This is a genomic window from Paenibacillus sp. V4I9, from assembly GCF_030817295.1.
Lineage (GTDB): Bacteria > Bacillota > Bacilli > Paenibacillales > NBRC-103111 > Paenibacillus_E.
This window is the reverse complement of the sequence record NZ_JAUSZE010000001.1, coordinates 7780372-7800346: the sequence shown is the minus strand read 5'-3', so window position 1 is coordinate 7800346 and position 19975 is coordinate 7780372. Positions and strand designations below refer to the sequence as shown.

At 47.2% G+C, this 19975-nt stretch carries 16 protein-coding genes and 2 pseudogenes; 8 read left to right on the top strand and 10 right to left on the bottom strand.

The window, feature by feature from the left end:
• Nucleotides 1-65: 65 nt before the first annotated feature.
• From QFZ81_RS35990 to QFZ81_RS35975, 4 genes and pseudogenes are all read right to left on the bottom strand, one after another.
• Entirely contained in the window at nt 66-281 is a 216-nt protein-coding gene (locus tag QFZ81_RS35990; protein ID WP_307607128.1) for a YiaA/YiaB family inner membrane protein, read from the bottom strand.
• Nucleotides 282-323: 42 nt separating this feature from the next.
• Nucleotides 324-524 (bottom strand): annotated as a pseudogene (locus tag QFZ81_RS35985) (YiaA/YiaB family inner membrane protein); the annotation flags it as partial.
• Nucleotides 525-1127: 603 nt separating this feature from the next.
• Nucleotides 1128-1583, bottom strand: coding sequence for a hypothetical protein (locus QFZ81_RS35980; RefSeq protein ID WP_307606580.1), 456 nt, complete (start codon nt 1581-1583; stop codon nt 1128-1130).
• Nucleotides 1584-1593: 10 nt separating this feature from the next.
• Nucleotides 1594-2367 (bottom strand): hypothetical protein, encoded by a 774-nt coding sequence (locus tag QFZ81_RS35975; RefSeq protein WP_307435952.1) that lies wholly within the window; start codon nt 2365-2367, stop codon nt 1594-1596.
• A 109-nt stretch (nt 2368-2476) separates the two neighbouring features.
• Between QFZ81_RS35975 and QFZ81_RS35970 the strand changes: the two genes are divergently transcribed.
• The 7 genes from QFZ81_RS35970 (at nt 2477) to QFZ81_RS35940 (ending at nt 12792) form a co-directional block, all read left to right on the top strand.
• The gene (locus tag QFZ81_RS35970) at nt 2477-3058 is read left to right on the top strand and encodes a TetR/AcrR family transcriptional regulator (RefSeq protein ID WP_307606578.1); all 582 of its coding nucleotides are present in this window, start codon (nt 2477-2479) and stop codon (nt 3056-3058) included.
• A gap of 61 nt (nt 3059-3119) precedes the next feature.
• Complete coding sequence (locus QFZ81_RS35965; protein WP_307606576.1) at nt 3120-4994, top strand: alpha/beta fold hydrolase; 1875 nt, start codon at nt 3120-3122, stop codon at nt 4992-4994.
• 168 nt (nt 4995-5162) lie between these two features.
• Nucleotides 5163-6452, top strand: a complete 1290-nt coding sequence (locus QFZ81_RS35960) for a glycoside hydrolase family 18 protein (RefSeq protein WP_307606574.1) — start codon at nt 5163-5165, stop codon at nt 6450-6452.
• A 1024-nt stretch (nt 6453-7476) separates the two neighbouring features.
• A complete protein-coding gene (locus tag QFZ81_RS35955; RefSeq protein WP_307606572.1) occupies nt 7477-10080 on the top strand; it encodes an Ig-like domain-containing protein in 2604 nt (867 codons plus the stop codon).
• Nucleotides 10081-10224: 144 nt separating this feature from the next.
• Nucleotides 10225-10611 (top strand): hypothetical protein, encoded by a 387-nt coding sequence (locus tag QFZ81_RS35950; protein WP_307606570.1) that lies wholly within the window; start codon nt 10225-10227, stop codon nt 10609-10611.
• Between the two features lie 160 nt (nt 10612-10771).
• Nucleotides 10772-11872, top strand: coding sequence for a carbohydrate kinase (locus QFZ81_RS35945; protein WP_307606567.1), 1101 nt, complete (start codon nt 10772-10774; stop codon nt 11870-11872).
• Nucleotides 11873-11880: 8 nt separating this feature from the next.
• The gene (locus QFZ81_RS35940; protein WP_307606565.1) at nt 11881-12792 is read left to right on the top strand and encodes a pseudouridine-5'-phosphate glycosidase; all 912 of its coding nucleotides are present in this window, start codon (nt 11881-11883) and stop codon (nt 12790-12792) included.
• Nucleotides 12793-12880: 88 nt separating this feature from the next.
• Here the strand turns inward: QFZ81_RS35940 and QFZ81_RS35935 are convergent, their stop codons facing one another.
• Both QFZ81_RS35935 and QFZ81_RS35930 read right to left on the bottom strand, forming a co-directional pair.
• Nucleotides 12881-13456, bottom strand: coding sequence for a nitroreductase family protein (locus tag QFZ81_RS35935; RefSeq protein WP_307435972.1), 576 nt, complete (start codon nt 13454-13456; stop codon nt 12881-12883).
• Nucleotides 13457-13579: 123 nt separating this feature from the next.
• Nucleotides 13580-13813 (bottom strand): annotated as a pseudogene (locus QFZ81_RS35930) (hypothetical protein); the annotation flags it as partial.
• A 532-nt stretch (nt 13814-14345) separates the two neighbouring features.
• On the opposite strand from QFZ81_RS35930, the gene QFZ81_RS35925 reads away from it, so the two are divergent.
• A complete protein-coding gene (locus QFZ81_RS35925) occupies nt 14346-15962 on the top strand; it encodes an S-layer homology domain-containing protein (RefSeq protein ID WP_307606562.1) in 1617 nt (538 codons plus the stop codon).
• 51 nt (nt 15963-16013) lie between these two features.
• Here QFZ81_RS35925 and ptsP read toward each other — a convergent pair whose 3' ends face one another.
• The 4 genes from ptsP to QFZ81_RS35905 all read right to left on the bottom strand — a co-directional run bounded on the left by ptsP (nt 16014) and on the right by QFZ81_RS35905 (nt 19967).
• Complete coding sequence (gene ptsP, locus QFZ81_RS35920; RefSeq protein WP_307606560.1) at nt 16014-17735, bottom strand: phosphoenolpyruvate--protein phosphotransferase; 1722 nt, start codon at nt 17733-17735, stop codon at nt 16014-16016.
• Between the two features lie 39 nt (nt 17736-17774).
• A complete protein-coding gene (locus tag QFZ81_RS35915) occupies nt 17775-18053 on the bottom strand; it encodes an HPr family phosphocarrier protein (protein WP_307606558.1) in 279 nt (92 codons plus the stop codon).
• A gap of 15 nt (nt 18054-18068) precedes the next feature.
• Nucleotides 18069-18521 (bottom strand): PTS sugar transporter subunit IIA, encoded by a 453-nt coding sequence (locus tag QFZ81_RS35910; protein ID WP_307435983.1) that lies wholly within the window; start codon nt 18519-18521, stop codon nt 18069-18071.
• Nucleotides 18522-18593: 72 nt separating this feature from the next.
• Nucleotides 18594-19967: a PTS fructose transporter subunit IIC gene (locus QFZ81_RS35905; RefSeq protein ID WP_307435986.1), complete on the bottom strand. Its 1374-nt coding sequence runs from the start codon at nt 19965-19967 to the stop codon at nt 18594-18596.
• Between the last annotated feature and the right edge of the window lie 8 nt (nt 19968-19975).

Below are 19975 nucleotides of genomic sequence, written 5' to 3'. Positions count from 1 at the left end.
GGAAGAAATTGAAAAAAGTTTAGTTCATCGACCATGAACTAAACTTCTTGGTAAAGTGCTGTGTTCTACAGCTCTTCGAATTTATTTTCGAATTTATTTTCAACCGGTTGCAGGAGCTCATCATCGTTGTTGTCACGCACCGTTTTTTGGAGAACAAAGGAGGACATCGTCAGGAACAAGGCCGTAACAGCGTAATAGCCTTTGACAGAGAGCAACTGCTCTAGATTAATAATCCCGATAAACATACCCAGAAGCGCTAGAGCGAACGAGCTCCATGCCAAGAAGGTGAAAGCCGCTGTGTTGCGTTTGCGTGATCCGTAGCCATCCTCCAAATTATCACGAATGACCTTCTGTAAGACAAAAGCCGACATCGTGAGAAATAACGCGCATACTGCGAAGTAACCTTTGACACTCAGTGCTTCTTCCAATGTATAAATCCCGATGAACATCGCCAGGAATGCCCCAATGAAGGATGTCCAAGCCATAAAAGTAAATGCTGTCGTGTTCCGTCTCCGATTATCCATCATCTCAAAAGCCCCCTGTGGTTGCTGTCGCAACGCTTTAGTATCTTGCTCTTGTGTCTTATTATAGGAGATAGTTCCCCTCCCAGATAGTACTATTTACCAATAGTACCCGAATGCTTCAGCATTTAAAATACAGCTCGCCATCGTTCTTGGGCGGAGTGTGGTAAAATTGGCGCAAAGCACATTACGCTGCTCAAGGCGTAAAAGCTTCCTCTAGCTTATCCGGGTAATGTTGTACGTTGTACAACTTGCCTTCTTAATTCCCACTTTCCACTAAACAAACAATTATCAAATAATCAAATAAACAAGACAAACCAGACAAACCAGACAAGATAACCACACAAACCACCAACACCAAGAACGCATAGACACTTACTGAATAATTAAGCACGTATCCACAATCTCACTCAATCAACAAACAACTCCAACGCATAGTCACTCACTAAATGATTATGCATTGTCTCCACAATCTCACTTAACTCTGCAAACTCCATAGCTAAATAGGGGTAAGATTCCGCCTTCCCCGTACCCCAACACATCAAAAATAACCCATTCGAGCGTTGACTCGCACGGGTCTTCTTCTGGTTTTTACACAGCAAAAATTCATTCACATATGGCTACACCAAAGGCATGATGCTCCCAGAAGACAGCCTGAATTTGCTTGGTTTCCTCTTTGATGCAGGCGACAAGCACAATAACTTCCGTTATTTTGTCTCTGGATGGGAGATTGGCTTTCTTCTTTTTTTTATGAGCAATATCAATCAAAACTCCAATGGTGAAACCCACAGCTGCGCCAATAAGGCCCCAAAGTATGGCCCCTCCCTTTAAAATAAAGCCATAGGAAGAGCCAATTACTGTGAGCGCCGTTGCCAGGGCAGTCCCGGCATCAAATAAACTAACGCCATCGGAGCGATGGATCGTGTCGAACATTTTCGGTTTGTTGGGTCTCCCTTGCAAAGAAACAGCATAAATGTGTTCTTTTGGTATACCCGCCTCTTCAAGAGCAGTAATCGCCAGCTCCAAATAGATCGAATGTTCAAATGATGCTATTACATGCATGGTGTCACCCTCATTTTCGAAGCGAAGATTTAGGAAATGGAAATTGGGGATACTGATAATCCTCTCGCAGCAAGATAGCCTGCTCATGATCAAATAGCTTGTTATATTCGACCGTATTTACATAAGCATCGTAGACAGAAAAACCGTAAAGAGAAGGTAAAAATATAAGCCAATGCATACTCACCACACTAGCCGACTGCGTTAAGTCCCACATGAGTAAATAATGAATTCCTTCGAGCAAATGTGAGAAATAGGCGAGCAAAATCCAGCTCACAAGTATAAAAAAAGCATTGATAATCCGATGCGAATAAAGCTGTCCCATTCCCGGCATCAACAAGGACCAGACCATCGCTAGCCATGGCGAGCGTTTATCTAGGTAGTTAATTTCCATACCCGACATTTTAAAAGAATCAACCGGAGCATTCTCCCTTTTGGCCAAAATAAATTGATGATTCAAATCCACGGAGGTTCGATAGCTGTCGTAGATCGCAAATAAATAAACTGGCACATAGAGTGACATCCACCGAATATTTAGCACTTCATTGGCTTTCTCGAATTGACCAGTGAAGGTGTAGACGATCGCTTCGTTCAAATGCATCTGGGTATTAATGAACATTTCCCATCCAATGAGGATAAAGCCGCGAAAATATTTGGATAGCAGTAAATGACCAAAGCCCGGAAAGGCAGCGGCCCACCATACAATAATGAATGGATTGCGCAAATGCAATTGGGTAATTCCTAATACACTGACAAAAGCAATTTGACGGCGAGGCTTGGTTCTCATGTGCAGCATCCTTAAGAATCAGTTTCCAATAATGCTATTATCTTCTTTCGCATGTAAGATATACATATCGGATTTGACAATTGATTTTTAGTACCCTATAGTACTATTTATGAAAAAGGAAAAGAGATTAACCAACCGTGATCTTGTGATTCAAGTGGCAACGGACTTGTTCCTGACAAAAGGCTATTTAGCAACCAGCATGGACGAAATCGTTGCAGTGAGCAAAGTGTCCAAAACGAACATTTATTATTATTTCAAACGTAAAGAAGACCTGTTGACCGCAATTCTCGAACAACTAATACACACCTATAACGAGATGATTCAGGAGACCGTGTCACGTTCGGGATTAAGTGTGCAGGAGCGCTTCACTGCTCTCTTACAAGTGCTGACAGGACTTGAATGGACTTCCTTAGGCGGATGCCCGTTTCTCACTCTGTACACACAGATGCCGCAGGATGTAAATGTACTACGGGAGAAAGTGAGCGTTTTTTTCCGGGACCAAATGCTTACGGTGGAAGCCCTGCTCATCGAGGGTGTTCATAACAAGGAGTTTTCATCCACCCTACCGACAAAAGCCACGGCTCAATTGATCGTTTCGACGATAGAAGGCGGGCTGTTCCTGCAGCATGCAAGCCAAGACCCAGCTATGTTGAGTCAAACTCTTTCTACTTTAGCCTTGTTGCTAAAGTAATTTTTTTAATCATCATTAGTACTATTTAGTACTAAAAAAATAATGAAGGGCAGGCAATTAGATGACACATATTTTCATCACAGGTGGTACAGGGTTCATAGGTTCACAAATATTAGCGCAGCTTTCCTGTGAGGATCATACCGTTTCGGTGCTCGTTCGTTCCAAAGCTCGATGGGAGCAGATCCGCAAGCAATTAGGTTGGCTCAGCGGTGATGGTCAGAGGGAAACTAGCGTGGGAAATGAGCGGTTTTCCCCGGTTATAGGAGATTTAAGCTTGCCGGGCTTTGGATTAAACGAAACTGACATGGCGTTGGTGCTGACGGCAGATGTGATCATTCACGCGGGTGGACCGATGGATATTCGGATCGGGGAGTCCGAGGCCCGTGCGGTTTTCCTGCAAGCCGCCGAGGAAATGCTAAGTCTGGCTTCGCAAATTCAAACGAACAAAGGTTTGCAGCATTTCATCCATATTGTCGGCTTCAAAAGTCCCTTTACAGATGATAATATCCACAATCCAGCACCAATCATCGCTAGTTTAGAGCAGGAATCCCCTTACGAGCTCATGAAATTCCTAGCTGATTTGCGCATTCGTCAAGGAGCGAAGCAGCTAAGTTTCCCTCTATCTGTCGTCCATCCAAGCGTTCTGATTGGCAGCTCAGAGCACGGGGATACCCCGCAAACCGGAGGACTCGGCATTCTCGTACGGGCCACCGCACGCAGGTTGTTGAGTATCACACCCGGTGGTAACTCCCATTGGCTGCCCCTCTTTCATGTCAATCACGCTGCTGAGTTCATTAGCGCTCTGGCGAAGGAATCGAATCCCGTTAGCCAAACCTACTACTTACTGGATGAAAAGACGCAAAGTCCCTCGATGACAGAGCTCGTGTCAGGCATAGCCAAGGAACTCCGTGTCAGTAAACCATGGGGAGCAATTTCACCTAAGTTGTTGTCGAAGGTTCTGGGGAGTCCACTTGGACGGAAAATTGGAATCCCTAAGGAATCCCTCGATTTTATCGTAAACGTCAATCAGGCTTATCCACTAACTGCCTCACAAGACATCCAGCGAAAGTACGGATTGGAGCACGCGATAAACTCCTCGATTATGCCCTATACCATCTCAGATCTCGACTTTCGTCTCGTTCATTCCCACTCTCAGGCAGATGGATATATACAAGGTAAAAGAGGGCCTTTGGCCACACTGGAACGGGCGGGATCAGATAAAGGGAAGCCTCCGATCTTGTTCGTTCACGGCACTCTAAGCGGAGCCGACTGCTTGCTCCCGCTGGCCGAGCAATTCCCTGAGTCTTCCGTCTGCCTGGTCGATCTCCCAGGCTTCGGCCGTTCGCCCTATCACCACGGTGCGGATGTGATAGAAGGGCATATCGAATCGCTTGTCCAGGCGATTCGGGCTTTCGAGACCCCGGTTACGCTCGTGGGGCACTCGCTGGGCGGACTGCTCGCCGCCCACGCCTACGCTCGCGTACCGGAACAAATCCACAGGCTGCATCTGCTGCAGCCTGCTCTGCACAGCGCTGCGCGGAGGTACCGCAGCGCGCGAATCAACGAAGCCGCGCTGCGCATGCTGCGTGCGCCCAGCTTGCGGAAGCAGCTTCTGGCGCAGAGCTGCTTCACGGACATAAGTGACATACCGCCCGCGTATGTCACTTATGTCCTGGCCGAGCTGCAGTCGCCGCGTGTGCGGAAGACGACTGCGGAGACCTTCTCTGCGCTGACGCGCGCAGAGAGCTTCACCCAGCTGCAGCCGGGTGCGCTGCTGCTGGGTGAGGCGTCGATCCTGTGGGGAACCCAGGATCGGGCGTACCACCTGCCGGAGCGCTTTCGCTCCGCCCGCACGGTGGAGATAGCGGCTTCTCACCACTTCCCTATCTCGCATCCGGCAATGACCGCTCAGCTCCTGAGGCAGCAAGGTCTATAATCTTTATCGCAAGAACTCGATTCTCCCTGCCGCAGCGAGGCAAGGATGTCAATCGAGTTCTTTGCTTTTTCCAGTAGACATACACCCATCTCCTTCCCTTCGAATAAGGTAAAGAAAAAAGTAGGCTCGGATATCACGCCTTTGCTTACGAAGAAAGGGAGGAACCCTATGCAAATCCACGTTGTCCAGAAGGGACAGACGTTATACCGCATTGCGCAAACGTATGGAGTGTCGGTGGATACGATCACAACAGCCAATGAGATGACCCCAAGCCAATCCCTGGTCATCGGACAGGCATTGGTCATTCCGATTGTTGGCTCGTACTACTGGGTACAGCCCGGTGAAGGGCTCTATTTGATTGCCCGAAAGCTCGGAATCGACCTGCAGACTCTCGCCTCCGTCAATAGACTAACCATGTATCAATCTTTACCTGTTGGCTTTCGGCTCTATATTCCGCCAACCCCTCGTACGCAGGCAGAAGTTAATGCTTATTTAGAGCCTCGCGGGACTGACGTATCGCCCGTTCTCATTCAATCCGCCAAGGAAGCCGCCCCTCATCTTACGTACTTAGCTCCATTCAGCTTCCGTATTAATCGGGACGGCACCCTCCAAGCCCCACAGTTGGACGATCTTCGCGGGATTGCCTCACAGCATGGCGTTACCTTGATGATGGTTGTGACCAATCTCGAACATGACCAATTCAGCGCTGAGCTCGGACATATTATCCTCACCGACGACACCGTTCAGAATCGTCTGCTTCAGACCATTAAAAGCACCGCCAAACAATATGGATTCCGCGATATCCATTTCGACATTGAGCATCTGTTCCCCGATGATCGTGACGCCTACACACGCTTCCTTCGGAAAGCGGCGGCACAACTCCATCAAGAGGGCTACTTGATGTCCACGGCGCTCGCGCCGAAAACAAGCGCCGCTCAAGCTGGCGCCTGGTACTCTGCGCATGATTACAGAGCGCATGGCCAGATCGCCGATTTCGTCGTCATCATGACGTACGAATGGGGCTACAGCGGCGGCCCCCCCATGGCCGTTTCCCCCATCGGTCCTGTGCGCAAAGTACTGGAGTACGCCATAAGCGAGATGCCCGCTTCCAAAGTCATGATGGGCCAAAATCTGTACGGCTACGATTGGACGCTGCCCTATGTCCACGGCGGTGCCTTTGCTAAGGCCGTCTCTCCGCAAGCGGCTATTGATCTAGCCCGCAAGTATAACGCGCAGATCCTATACGATTACACAGCTCAAGCCCCACACTTCAACTACTGGGACGATGCCGGCAAGGAGCACACGGTCTGGTTCGAGGACGCACGCTCCATTCAGGCGAAATTCCGCTTGTTGAAAGAGCTTGGCTTACGCGGTATTAGTTACTGGAAGCTTGGTCTTAAATTTCCGCAAAACTGGCTGCTTCTTGAGGAAAATTTCAAAGTCGTGAAACGATCTTAACAACTGATGGAAGCGACGCACTTATGAAGAAAAACCGTCAGGAAAGATCATCCTGACGGTCCTTTTTAGGTTTAACGCGCATCTGCTTATATTCATATCCTTGTTTCGATACAATTTTATCCAAACAATGTGCCTTACTTATGGTATGGTTCCCCGCGGTTTATCCGCATCATGCAATTAACCTGCTCCACCAGCACCAACCGCATCAGATGCTGTTCCTCAGCAGGGCACATGTTCTCCGGTGCCTTATCGTCCGGCACTTCTATCATCTGCACGGCCCAATGCGCCTCACTTACTCCGCGATCCGTCCACGAGATTAGCGCTCCTTCAATTTCCCTACGGTTAATATCTGTATATGCATAACCAACAAACTCCCCTCATTTGCTCCATTGGATAAAATACAATCAAATCAGGCTCATTCAACCTATTTGCCCGCTTTCATTGGAGTTAATCCAACAGAATGCTCTAAAACCAGCTCTTCTGAGCTATTTTCCACATATTCCACTGTAAAAATCCAATGGAACTAACCCCATCCGCCGATGTCATGAGACATCATTGGATATAATCCAATCAAATCCCTCAAGTTCAGGTATTTCGTCCTTTCTCCCAACTCAAATAAATAAGGGGTAAGCTTCGCTTACCCCAAAACATATAAATTCTTATCTGTTAAAGAAAGGAGGATCCCTCGGCGGATCCTCCTTTTTTCCAACCTCAGCCTTCCTCCGTAAACAATAACAACTTGCTGCAACCTTTGCTCGCAGCCTTCCGTCTAAGCTAAAGTAATTTTTACCAATTACATAGATTGAACTTATTTTCATCAGTTATCTTTATGATCATCAATATGGGAAGGGCGTGACGCAGAAACTTGCTATCGAGTATGGATGTGAAACTATTATTCCATGGATGTTTTTGGGTATTTATTGTGACATCTATTCATTTTAACCCCCTAGCTTCCGATAATAGTAGCGTTCCATAATTTTCATTTATAAATCGTAGAGGAACAACAATGGAGGGAACGAGAGAAATGAAGTCTAGACACAGTAAGTGGTTATCCTTGGTATTTATCTTTATTCTAGCTACGCAATCCTTAGTGACAGGAACCGCTTTTGCAGCTGATGAGATTTCTAAACTCGTCCTGAATAAAAACGAGCTTGCCTTGCAAGTCGGAGATACAGCCAATCTGACAGCAACCGCCATCTTCGTAAGCGGCTCTACCGAGAATGCAACCGTCAAAACCGATTGGAATTCAGGTTCGACCGATGTTGCCTCCGTCTATGCGGGTGTGGTGACAGCCAAAAAAGAAGGCAAGGCCGTAATCACTGCCACATATATGGGTAAGACCGTAATCGTTAACGTTGATGTTAGCAAAAAGGTGAAATCGTTAACCAAAGATAAACAGTCCTTAGATCTTCGACTTACTGAGGAGGAGCAAGTCGTTATTACAGCCTTTTACGATGACGGCACATCCGAACCTGTAACGAGCAAGGCTGATTACACCGTTGATTCGAGCTCCATTGTGACGGTAACCAATGGCTTAGTGAAGGGACAAAATCCCGGCAGTGCAACGATTACGATTAAATACATGAATCAATCCCTGACATTGCCAGTCGATGTTGAAGTTGTAAGACGCATTGATGCTGTGAAATCCAGTATCTCCTTACTGCTTAATGGAACGGAAGCAATCGTACTGAATGCTACCTATCCAGATGGTAACAACGCTGACGTATCTGCTAAAGCGGTATGGACCACTGACAAACCGAACGTTGCTGATGTAATTAATGGTTCAGTTAAAGGTTACGGTGTAGGTACAGCTAATTTAACTGCTACATACGGTACTAAGTCGACAACGGTTAAAGTTGATGTAGACAGTACGTTGAAACTCACATTAGATCAACCAAATGTCTTAATGAAGAAAAATGCAATTAAAGATCTGAAATTAGAAGCTACCTACATCGATAGCGCTACACCTGTTAACTTTACAGATCGCGCTGAATGGGCTTCGAGTGATGAAGATATCGTCCAAGTCACCAAAGGTAAGCTAACTGCCATATCCATCGGTGAAGCGACGATTTATGCCAAATACGGTGATAAAGTAGTTACAGCTAACGTTGATGTTGAAGTTCCTCGCCGTTTAGTCGTTAGTACCGACCTACTCTCAATGCAAGTAGGTCAAGTGCTTCCCGCCCTTACTCTGACTGCTACTTATGCCGATGGTACAAGCGACAATACCATCGCAGATAGCGCGACTTGGAGCGTGGATAACGACGCCGTTGCATTTGTCAGTAAAGGTTTAGTTAAAGCTTATAAATCCGGTGAAGCCACGGTAACCGCTAAATACGGCGGTAAAACAACGACAACCAAAGTCGAAGTCGATATCCCTACGACCATCAAAGCAAATAAAAAAGCCGTTAATTTACAAAAAGGCGGGTCCGATAAAGTCACGTTGACCGCTTATTTCAAAGACAACCGAGAATTGGATGTCACATCCCTGGCAGAATGGACGACTAGCTCCAAGGATATCGCCGAAGTACGGGGCGGTGAAATCACAGGGATCTCTACCGGCACAGCAACGATTACAGGGAAATACGGCACACGCACAATTAGCATTCAAGTATCAGTTGGCGTACTGAAAAGTTTGACGGTCAGTCAAGAAAAGCTAGTGATGAAAAAAGGCGATTCTGTTACTTTGACAGCAGAAGCTATTTATACCGATGATACAAAAAATAGCAATGCAGCCGCAGATGTCATCTGGACAAGCAGTAATCTCAAAGTTGCCACTGTTGACGGAGGTAAAGTAAAAGCTATAGCTTCTGGAGAAACGACCCTCTCTGCTCAACTGGATAGCAAGACAGTTACAATCTCGGTCACAGTCGATATGGCCAGCGACCTTTCGGCGAATGTCGCCAATCTTGTTTTTGACTTAAATGAAACAAGATCTATCGTGCTGACGGCTACAGATGCAAGCGGCGCGACTCGCACCGTCACCAATGAGGCTGAGTGGAAATCAAGCAGCAGCACCATCGCGCTAGTATCCAAAGGTGTTGTAACACCGGTTTCCCGAGGTAAAGCAACGATAACGGCAACTTATGGCGGTAAAAGTGTATCCATTCCGGTTGAAATCGGCGTGATACAGACACTAGTCGCTGATAAATCTTTCATCGTCACCAAAAGCGGCGATCAAGTACAAGTGAAATTAACCGCTACTTTAGCGGATGGCACTACCAAAGATGTCACTGAGACAGCAACCTGGAAAGTCATGTCCTACAAGCTAGGAACTGTCACGGATGGGCTTTTCACAGCAACTGGTTCAGGCAAAACAACGATCACCGGATCCTTCGGCGGCAAAATGGTCGCTATTCCCGTGGAAATCGATTCACTGAAATATTTGAAAACAGATGTCGTCAAAATCGAGCTGCAAGAAGGCAAAACGGCTAAGATTGAGGCGTTGGCTACCTACACAGACGGGTCTGAAGAAGATGTAACCAAGCCTGCATTATGGACATCGTCTAACATCATGATTGCTGATGTGAAGGATGGTATCATCCGAGCAACCGGCAAAGGGACTGCTAGAATTACGGTCACATATTCCAACATGAGAACGACTGTACAAGTGACAGTTACGAAGTAATACCATTGAAACCGTTGTTCCCAAATTGGGGGACAGCGGTTTTTTTTCAATTTTACAGAAAGCAGCATAAGTTCTTGCACATAGGGGAATATATCCATACCTACACATACAGAACCCATTCAACAAATCTTGGAGGTATGGATCATGGTTTCTAGATTTATGAAGTTGGGGATTATTTCTTTTTTGTCAATTACAGCCCTTCTTGGGGCTCATCAGTATCGTATGCATCCTCCTGACCAGCAAATGATTTCGCAAGCGGATAGTTGGGAAGCTGCCAAACAAGGCTCACCAACCTTCTTTGAAACGAATCCTTTCGGCATGCCTGGCGCGGATGCTCATTTACGAACAATGGACAACATGAACAGTCATGCTGCGGCATATGGACTTACACCGCCCACGTCTATGAAGGCATTAACGGTCCATGCTCAGGCAGCAAGTGGAGCGAACGACGAAGCACCGCCCTGGTGGAATTACCTCGGTCTGCTTGGTTTATTTGGACTGCTCGGACTCCGCAAACGTTCCCGGACTTAGTGTGAAATTTGAAGGTTGGTTAAAGAGGCCTTGTTCCCGGTTTAGGGGAAGGCTTTTTTTCTGTTTCTTTAGATTGTTTACGGACATTTGTTTGTGCACTAGACATTTGTTTTGTTTTACGTTAAGCTAAAGGTAGTTCTTCGTTTGAAAGGAGCTTTTCATGGATCGTGAACAGCAAATTTTAGCACTCATACGTCAAAATCCATTCATTTCCCAAATTGAAATAGCCAGTATGATAGGTATTTCACGATCTGCTGTTGCCGGGTATATTGCTGCGTTGACCAAGAAAGGTACGATCCGAGGCCGAGCCTATGTCACATCTGATGAGCTTACAATCATGTGTATCGGCGGCGCGAACCTCGACAGCAAAGCGGTCAGCAAGCAGGCCATTCGACTGGCCTCCTCGAACCCGGTCACGGTCACCGAATCCTGCGGTGGTGTTGCGCGCAATATCGCAGAAACACTCGCTGGTTTATCTTGCCGGACAGCTCTCCTGACGGTTGTCGGTGACGATAAGGCTGGTCAGTGGGTGCTTGAAGAGACACGAAAGCGCGGTGTTGACGTCAGCCAAACGATTGTCCTACAGGGCGAGAACACGGGGACCTACACGGCGCTGCTCGATGCCACGGGCGAGATGTTTTTAGCTTTTGCCAACATGGAAATTTACGATAAATGTACACCCCAGCTTTTGATGGACAAATGGTCCCATATTGCCGCTTCACAGCTCGTCATTGCCGATACGAATTTGCCTGCGGATACGCTCCAAGAATTAATTAAGCGTTGTAAAGAAGAAGGCATCACGCTATTCATCGACCCTGTCTCTTCCGAAAAAGCAAAAAAGCTCCCGCAGGAGCTTCATGGTGTTACAGCGATTTTCCCTAACCTTGAAGAGGCCCGTCTGCTTGCTGGTTCCTCGGTAGAAACAGACCAAGAATACGACAAGCTGGCTAGATCTATTCAGGCACGGGGCGTGAAACACGTATTCATTACACTCGGCAGCAAGGGTGTCATGTACGTTGGCGAGGAAGGCGAACAGCTTTTCCCTCCTATTCCTACCAACGTCGTGGAAGTAACCGGCGCAGGCGATGCTCTCGTCGCTGGTATCGCTTATGGTGTGATGCATCAGCATACCTATATGGACGCCTGCTCCTATGGTCTCGCTGCCGCACATATTACGCTTCAAACCGATCAATCCGTAGCTAGTGAGCTAACCGAAGAACGACTGCAACAAACTATACAAACCATAACTAAAGGAGTCTGATCCCTATTATGAATACTTCCTACCTGACATTTACCGACGAAGTGAAAGATGCTCTTGCGAACAATAAACCAATCGTAGCTTTGGAGACAACGATTATTTCCCATGGGATGCCTTATCCGCAGAACATTGAAATGGCTAAAAAAGTTGAGCAAATTATTCGTGACAACGGCGCTGTTCCCGCAACGATTGGCATTATGGATGGCAAAATCAAAATCGGCTTGAACGAGCAGGAGCTTGAGGCTTTCGCGACAACGGCCAATGTAGAAAAAGTCAGCCGTCGTGACTTCCCTTACATCCTATCTTCCGGCAAAATCGGCGCAACGACTGTAGCCGCAACGATGATCGGCGCGGCGCTTGCCGGCATCGAAGTGTTCGCTACCGGCGGTATCGGCGGTGTTCACCGCGAAGGTGAAGTGACGATGGATGTCTCCGCTGACTTGACTGAGCTGGCACAAACGAACGTCGCTGTCGTCTGCGCAGGCGTGAAGTCGATCCTCGATATTGGCCGTACGCTCGAGTATTTGGAAACCCACGGCGTACCCGTGGTTGGTTACAAAACGAGCGAGTTCCCGTCCTTCTACGCCCGCGAAAGCGGCTACGGCGTTGACTTCCGCCTCGATGAGGCAGCTGAAGTTGCGGCCATGCTGCGCACCAAGTGGGAGCTGGGCCTCGCCGGCGGCGCCATCATCGCCAATCCGGTCCCCGCGGAATCCGCGATGGACCATCACGAGATCGAAGGCGTCATCCAGCAAGCGCTGGCTGAGGCCAAAGATCAAAACGTGACCGGCAAGAAGGTCACGCCTTTCCTGCTAGCGCGCATCAAACAGCTGACCGAAGGTCGCAGCTTGGAGACGAACATCGCGCTCGTTTACCACAACGCGCAAACGGCCGCGCAGGTTGCGGTTGCCCTTAAAAAATAAGTTATGATACTCTCATTGTCATAACAGAAAAAAAAAAGACTATTTTTCACCGTTAAACGTGAAAAATAGTCTTTTCTTATATTTGGGGCTATTCGCTTACCCAAATCGTCTTCTGCGCGAACGGCACCCGTGCTGCCTTCGGTATTTCCATGTCCGGGTAGCCGATGTAGATGAATCCGACCAGCTCCTCTTTTCCCACTAGACTGAACGTCTCCCGCATCTTCGGATGATAGGTAGGTGCACCCGTGCGCCATATCGTTCCTAGGCCTAGTGCGTGCGCTGTAAGCAGCATATTCTGCACAGCGGCATGCGCAGCCGCATATTCCTCGATCTCCGGAACTATTGGCTTCACTGAAGGTGTTACAGCCACGGCAATAACAACAGGAGCACGGAACGCTTTCTTCTCCTGAGCGCTTTTCAGCTTGGATAACTCCTCCTCAGAAAGTGTCGGATCTGCTTCTGCAGCGGCAACCTCCGCGTAGCCTCGCCCTAGCAATCTTCTGCCTTCACCGGTCATAACCCAGAATTTCCATGGCTCTGTATGACAATGGTTAGGGGCCCATATGCCTGCTTCAAGGATTTCTTCGATTAGCGGTTTGTCGACAGGATCTTGGTTGACCTTCCCGATACTGCGGCGATGGCGAATCGCTTCTTTTATATCCATGAATCTCACTTCTCTCCCTTTTGCTTATTCTATCTCTATTGTTGCACGACCCAAGCACCCTCTGCAAACCTACATTGGAAGCATCGTCCTAATAGCTATGAGCTTTTCCTGTACCTCAATGAATCATGCTTTCACTGCATTTTGCGGCAGCTCAATATCATGCAAATTCAGCTTTTTATCAGTCGGAAGGAAGGCTGCTAACAATCCGATTAACGGTAAAAAGGCACAGAGCTTAATAACAAAGGTAATGCTTGTTGCATCCGCCAGCGTCCCCAGCACAGCTGATCCGATCCCGCTTAAACCAAAGGCCAATCCGAAGAACAATCCTGATACCGTACCCACTTTGCCTGGCAGCAGTGGAATTTTCATCCTATTTTTTACAATGTGACTTTTAATGTTCCTAAAAGATCTCCGTAAGCTTCCTTAGAAAAAATTAAGGAAATTGTTGTACGTTGTACAACTTGCCTTCTTAATAGACGACATGAAAAAAAGGACTTCATCGAATTTAACATTCGCGGAAGTCCTTTTTTACCTATATTTATAAGACTTATTTGTCTTTTTTAGCGTGTGAACCGTCGCAGTTACCTTCAGTGTTTTGTGTGTTTCCGCATGCGCATTTACCCATGATGTCAGCCTCCTCACTTGTTTGTGCGCTGAGGTAATTATATCCATTACACTTACATTTATAAAGCGAATAATTAAAAGTTGGTAATTGAGTTTACTTATCATTCTCATTGCACTCGTCCGCACTTTTTTAGCACTCTCCTACCGAGACTGCCAAGAATTTGACAATGACGTGCTCCATCATGCAAGGTATAGTTATAGCAACAGAACATGAACGATAGTTTGCTAGATTCAAAATTTTTTTAATTAACCCTTGGGAGGTACTATGAAATCCACTAAACTCACGATGATCGCGACGGCCGCAATGGCTTTCTCCTTATTTACTTCAGCTGCACTTTCTCTTCCAGCTTCCGCTGCAGCCAAAACAAGTGCTGATTTTACAGATTTGGCCGGTAGTGATGCCGCGCTTAAAGCTAAGATTGATGCGATGATTGCAGCTGGTATTTTTGAAGGTGTCTCAGACAACACATTTGGCATTACGCAAAATATGACTCGTGCTCAATTTGCCAAAGTAGCCACTTTGATTTACAACATCACCGTTGATCCTGCCGTTAAGGTGTCCAGTTTCTCTGATGTTAATGCCAATGATGCAGCAAATGGATGGGCTATCCCTTATATTGAAGCAGCCAAAAAAGCAGGCCTCATAGACGGTGTTACAGACACCACTTTCGTGCCCGGCGATTCTGTAACAACAGCTCAGCTGGATACCGTACTGCTTAAAGGTTTAGGCAAAAAGATTTCCATGACAGGCTCACCTTGGTACGCAGATGCTGTGAAACAAGCAACAGAACTTGGTATTCACCCTATTAGTAAATCTGGCGACCAGCCTGCCAATCGCGCTGACCTTGTTCTAAGCTCTTACACAGCTCAGCAAGTTTTCGGGGATCAAACACGCATTTCGATTACGAAAACACAAGCCTCTTCTTCCGACAATAAGAAGGTTCAAGTTACTTTCAATAAAAAAGTGGATGTTAGCAAAGCAACGCTCACTTTGAAAAATGGTTCAACTGTCGTCCCTACAACCACAGAGTGGGCTAGTGATGGTCAATCGGTAACATTAACGGCTACTCTTGCGCTCGCTGCGGGCGATTACACAGTAACGCTTGGCGGACTCGATGCTTCCACTGTCCAAACAACAACTGGCAGCTTTAGCGTTACAGCTCCTAGCGCAGGGAACATTTCGATTAACGGCACCTATACACTAGCTAGTGTGCTCGATAGCGGTCTAACAGATGCGGCAACAGGATCAAACGGTCTAGTTAACAAAATAACTGCTGAAGATCCAACGCTCAGTAAATTAGCTAAAGAAATTGAAATTAAAGTGACATCCGCTAGTGGAGATCCCATTGCTATCCCTGGAGTTGTTCAATCCGTTCATTCCTCTGATTCTAGTATTGCTAAAGTAGGTCTTACTTCTGACCATCATGCTTACGTTCTAGGCAACAAGCCAGGAACTGCAGACATCAGTGTCCTTGTCCAAATTGGAAATGGCGAGGCAAAGCAATTACACGTTACTGTCACGGTTAAAAACGACGCGATCACTGCCAAGGAAATAAAAGCAGGACAAACTTCCATTGATAAGACGGTAATGACGGTAACAGGGGGCGTTTATAGCTTCAATGCTTATTCGACAATGGACCTTACCATCACTGATAACTACGGTATTACGTATAAAACTGCGGACATTAAAGGCTATAATTTCGCACTAGGCACCCTTTTCATCACGAATGATATCAAAGGAAATGCTGCTGTCGGAGCTGTTGGAACCGTTAGTATCGATCCAGACGGTACCGTACGTGTAACTGGGAATGTGACTTCCTTCGAATTAACCGCGGTTACCTCAACAGGTGAAAAAGTAACAAGCTATGTGACGCTTAACTAAGTGTAGAACCAACGAAAGACCGTCAGGGACACCCTGACGGTCTTTCGTTAATTATGGCTTAAACGCCTGCAGTGCCTCTCTAACCTCGGCCGCCGTGTCCATCTCCAAAATCCTTTCAACTAATGCCTCGCAATCGCTATAGTTCAAATCCGTAATGACTTTCTTCACCTTAGAAAGCGATGAAGCCGCCATACTCCATTCATGCAGACCTAAGCCGAGCAATAGCGGTGCAGCAATCGGGTCACCTGCCATACTACCGCACATTCCACTCCATTTGCCTACAGCATTAGAAGCATCGATAACCGTCTTGATCAGTCGAATGACGGCGGGATGGAAATAATCGTATAAATAAGCTACCTTCTCATTCATACGATCGACAGCAACCGTGTACTGCACAAGATCGTTCGTCCCGATGCTGAAGAAGTCTACTTCCTTGGCAAATCTGGAAGCGAGCAATGCTGCTGACGGAATTTCAATCATAATTCCCAATTCTACAGAATCCGCATAAAGGATTCCTTCTTGGCTAAGCTGTTCGCGAGTCTGCTCATAGATTTCTTTGGCCTGACGCCATTCTTCCATACCCGAAATCATCGGAAACATGATTTTCACATCACCGTGAACTCCCGCTCGCAAAATCGCACGAAGCTGGGTAACAAGCAGCTCCTTACGGTCCAGACAAAGTCGAATGGCTCGGTAGCCAAGAAAGGGATTCATCTCCTTCGGCAAATCCAGATAAGGAAGCTCCTTATCGCCACCAATATCGAGCGTACGAATAACAACAGGACGTCCCTTCATTGCTTCTGCTACTTGCCGGTAAGCCTTATATTGGGTTTCCTCGTCAGGCATCTGAGATTGTCCCATAAATAAAAACTCTGTACGGTACAGTCCTACCGCTTCAGCCCCTTGGCTTATCAGGCTTGCCGATTCTTCCACCGTACCGATGTTTGCAGCTAGTTCCACACGGAAGCCGTCCTTCGTGACAGCGTCCCGTTCCACATAGGCCAGCAGCTCGGCCTTCTCTTCTTCATCACGCTGCATGAGATCGTAGTAGGATTCTTTGGTTGGCACCGATGGGTTTAAGATACAATTTCCAGTCGAGCCATCAATAAGAAGCTCATCTCCATGCTGAATCTGATCAATCCCATCCCCCAATCCTAAGATTGCTGCGATCCCTAATGAATTGGCCAAAATAGCGGTGTGGGAAGTCTTACCGCCTATACGAGTGACAAACCCGAGCACCAAATTTTTGTCCAACTGGACCGTATCGGAAGGTGTCAGATCATCCGCTACGAGAATGACAGGCTCTCCAATATCGGACAGCTGTGTTCCTTTGCGTTCACATAGCTGAGCGAACATCCTGTTTCCTACATCGCGAACATCTGCCGCGCGCTCCCGCATATATTCATTCTTCATACTTTCGAACAGAGAAGCAATCTGCGTGACAACTTGATGAATCGCGCTTTCTGCTGTCCACTGCTCGCCTACAATTAAGTTCTCCATGGGTGGATAAAAGGTTGGATCTTGCAAAAAGCTGATCTGCCCTTTCAGAATCACAGCCTTTTCTTCCCCAAGTGTACGCTGCGCCTTCTCAATCAAAACTTGCAGTTCTGCCTGGCAAGCAGCCTTAGCTTCCCGAAGCCGTTCAACCTCAGCGGTGGCATCTTGCGTTTTCTTTTTCTCCACGTCAGTTAGTCGCACTGGAGCGTAAACGAATGCTTTCCCTGTGCGAATGCCAGCGGATACCCCTAGTCCTTGCAGTACTCTCTCCGTCATGCTAGCATCTCCTATCCCTCAAGCTGCTATAAGCAGCTCTTATACTTCTCCAAAGCCACTTTCCACCAATTCAGTCAAAGCATCCAGCGCTGCTTGTTCATCCGGTCCTTCTGTTGTCAGGGTAATGACCGATCCCTTCTCCAACCCAAGCGTCATAAGACCAAGGATACTTTTCCCGTCTATGATCGCGATATTAGGTTCATTCTTATATTCAAGCTTTACAGTTGATTGAAAAGATGCCGCTTTTTCCGTAAACAGTTGGGCTGGGCGAATATGAAAGCCGGAATCGTTCCGGATCGTAAGTTCTTTTGAAATCATGATTTTCTTCTCCTCTTAGATGGTTTGTAGAATCGTTATTAATTGCTGCGCTTCGGTCACTTTCAACAAGCTTTCACGAAACTCCTCATGAATCAGCTTACGGGAGAGAGCGATTAAAATTTGCAGATGCTCATTACCTGCGGCGGCTTCCGGTACGGCGATCATAAAGACGATGCTTACAGGCTGATCATCTAGTGATTTCCAATCAAGAGGTTGTGTTAACTTGGCAAAAGCAACGCCCGGCTTACTGACTCCGTTCGACTTCCCGTGAGGAATAGCCACCCCAAAGCCTATACCCGTCGAGCCGGTTTCTTCCCGCTTCAAAACCGCCTCCAGGTATGCTGCCTTATCCGTAATACAGCCAGCGGCTGCAAGTCCGTCGATCATAGATTGCATGCATTCTTCTTTGCTTGTTGCTTCCAATGGGATCAAAATGCTTTGTTCATTCAGCAGTTCTTGAATATTCATATCCGTATCCTCCCTAAATATAAAGGGGGAAGAGATTCCCCCTGCGTGATTAGTTTTAATTTGTGTAAAGATTTAGTCTTTTACAGGCTTCTTCAATATATTCAGCATAATGGCTGTAACAACCGTTCCTGCGACGATAGCTAAAGCATACAAAGCCAGGTGGCCAACGGCATTCGGGATTGGCAGAACGAAAATCCCTCCATGCGGCGCGCGCAAAGTAGCGCCGAACAGCATGGATAAAGCGCCTGTTAAAGCGGAGCCGACCATGATCGAAGGGATCACTCGGAACGGATCACCTGCGGCAAACGGAATGGCACCTTCCGTGATAAATGAAATTCCCAGAACGGAAGCCGCTTTACCGGCATCCCGTTCCTCCTTCGTAAATTTCTTCGGAGCAAGTAACGTTGCCAGCCACAAACCAAGCGGAGGTGTCATACCAGCAGCCATTACCGCTGCCATCGGACCGTATACACTGCTCGCCAACAAACCTACAGCGAACGTATACGCCGCTTTATTCACTGGGCCACCCATATCGAAAGCCATCATCGCTCCCAGTAGAACACCGAGCAATACGGCATTCGTGGAACCGAGCGATTTGAGCCATATTGTCAAACCATCCATAATTGCTTTTACGGGTTCGCCAATCACGTATATCATTAAAAGTCCTGTAATACCAGTAGCCAATAAAGGAATAATCAGAATCGGTTTCAAGCCTTCAAAATTCTTAGGCATTTTGATATGATCTTTCAAAAGCTTCGCGACATAACCCGCAAGAAATCCGGCAATGATACCGCCAAGGAAACCTGCTCCCATTTTTGAAGCGAGCATCCCACCAACAAGACCCGGCGCCAAGCCCGGCTTTTCCGCAATGGAGAAGGCGATGAATCCCGCCAAGATCGGTACCATCAAAGCAAAAGCTGCTCCGCCACCAATATCCATCAAAGCTGCGGCAAAAGTACCCTGTTCTTTAAATGCCTCAATTCCGAATATGAAAGAAAGTGCAATGAGCAATCCGCCAGCAACAACCAATGGAAGCATGTTTGAAACACCTGTCATCAAATGCTTATACGCGCCTGTTCTTGAAGCGCTGCGCTGAGATTTCGACTGCTCTACTTGCTTCAGATAATCATCGGCAGAGGCCGCTTCTTTGTTCATTGCTTCATCGAGAAGGCCTGCCGGATTTTTGATCGCCTGTGCCACAGGGACTTTAACAACCGGCTTACCAGCGAAACGGGATTCTAACACATCCGTGTCCGCAGCTACAATAATGGCATGAGCCTCGGCAATCTCTTGCTCAGTAAACTCATTTTCTACACCGACAGCTCCTCTGGTTTCTACTTTAATCGAAATACCCTTTTCTCTAGCTGCTTTTGCTAAGGACTCAGCAGCCATATACGTATGTGCAACACCAGTTGGACAAGCAGTAACAGCAAGAATCTTTTTCATAGACGCCC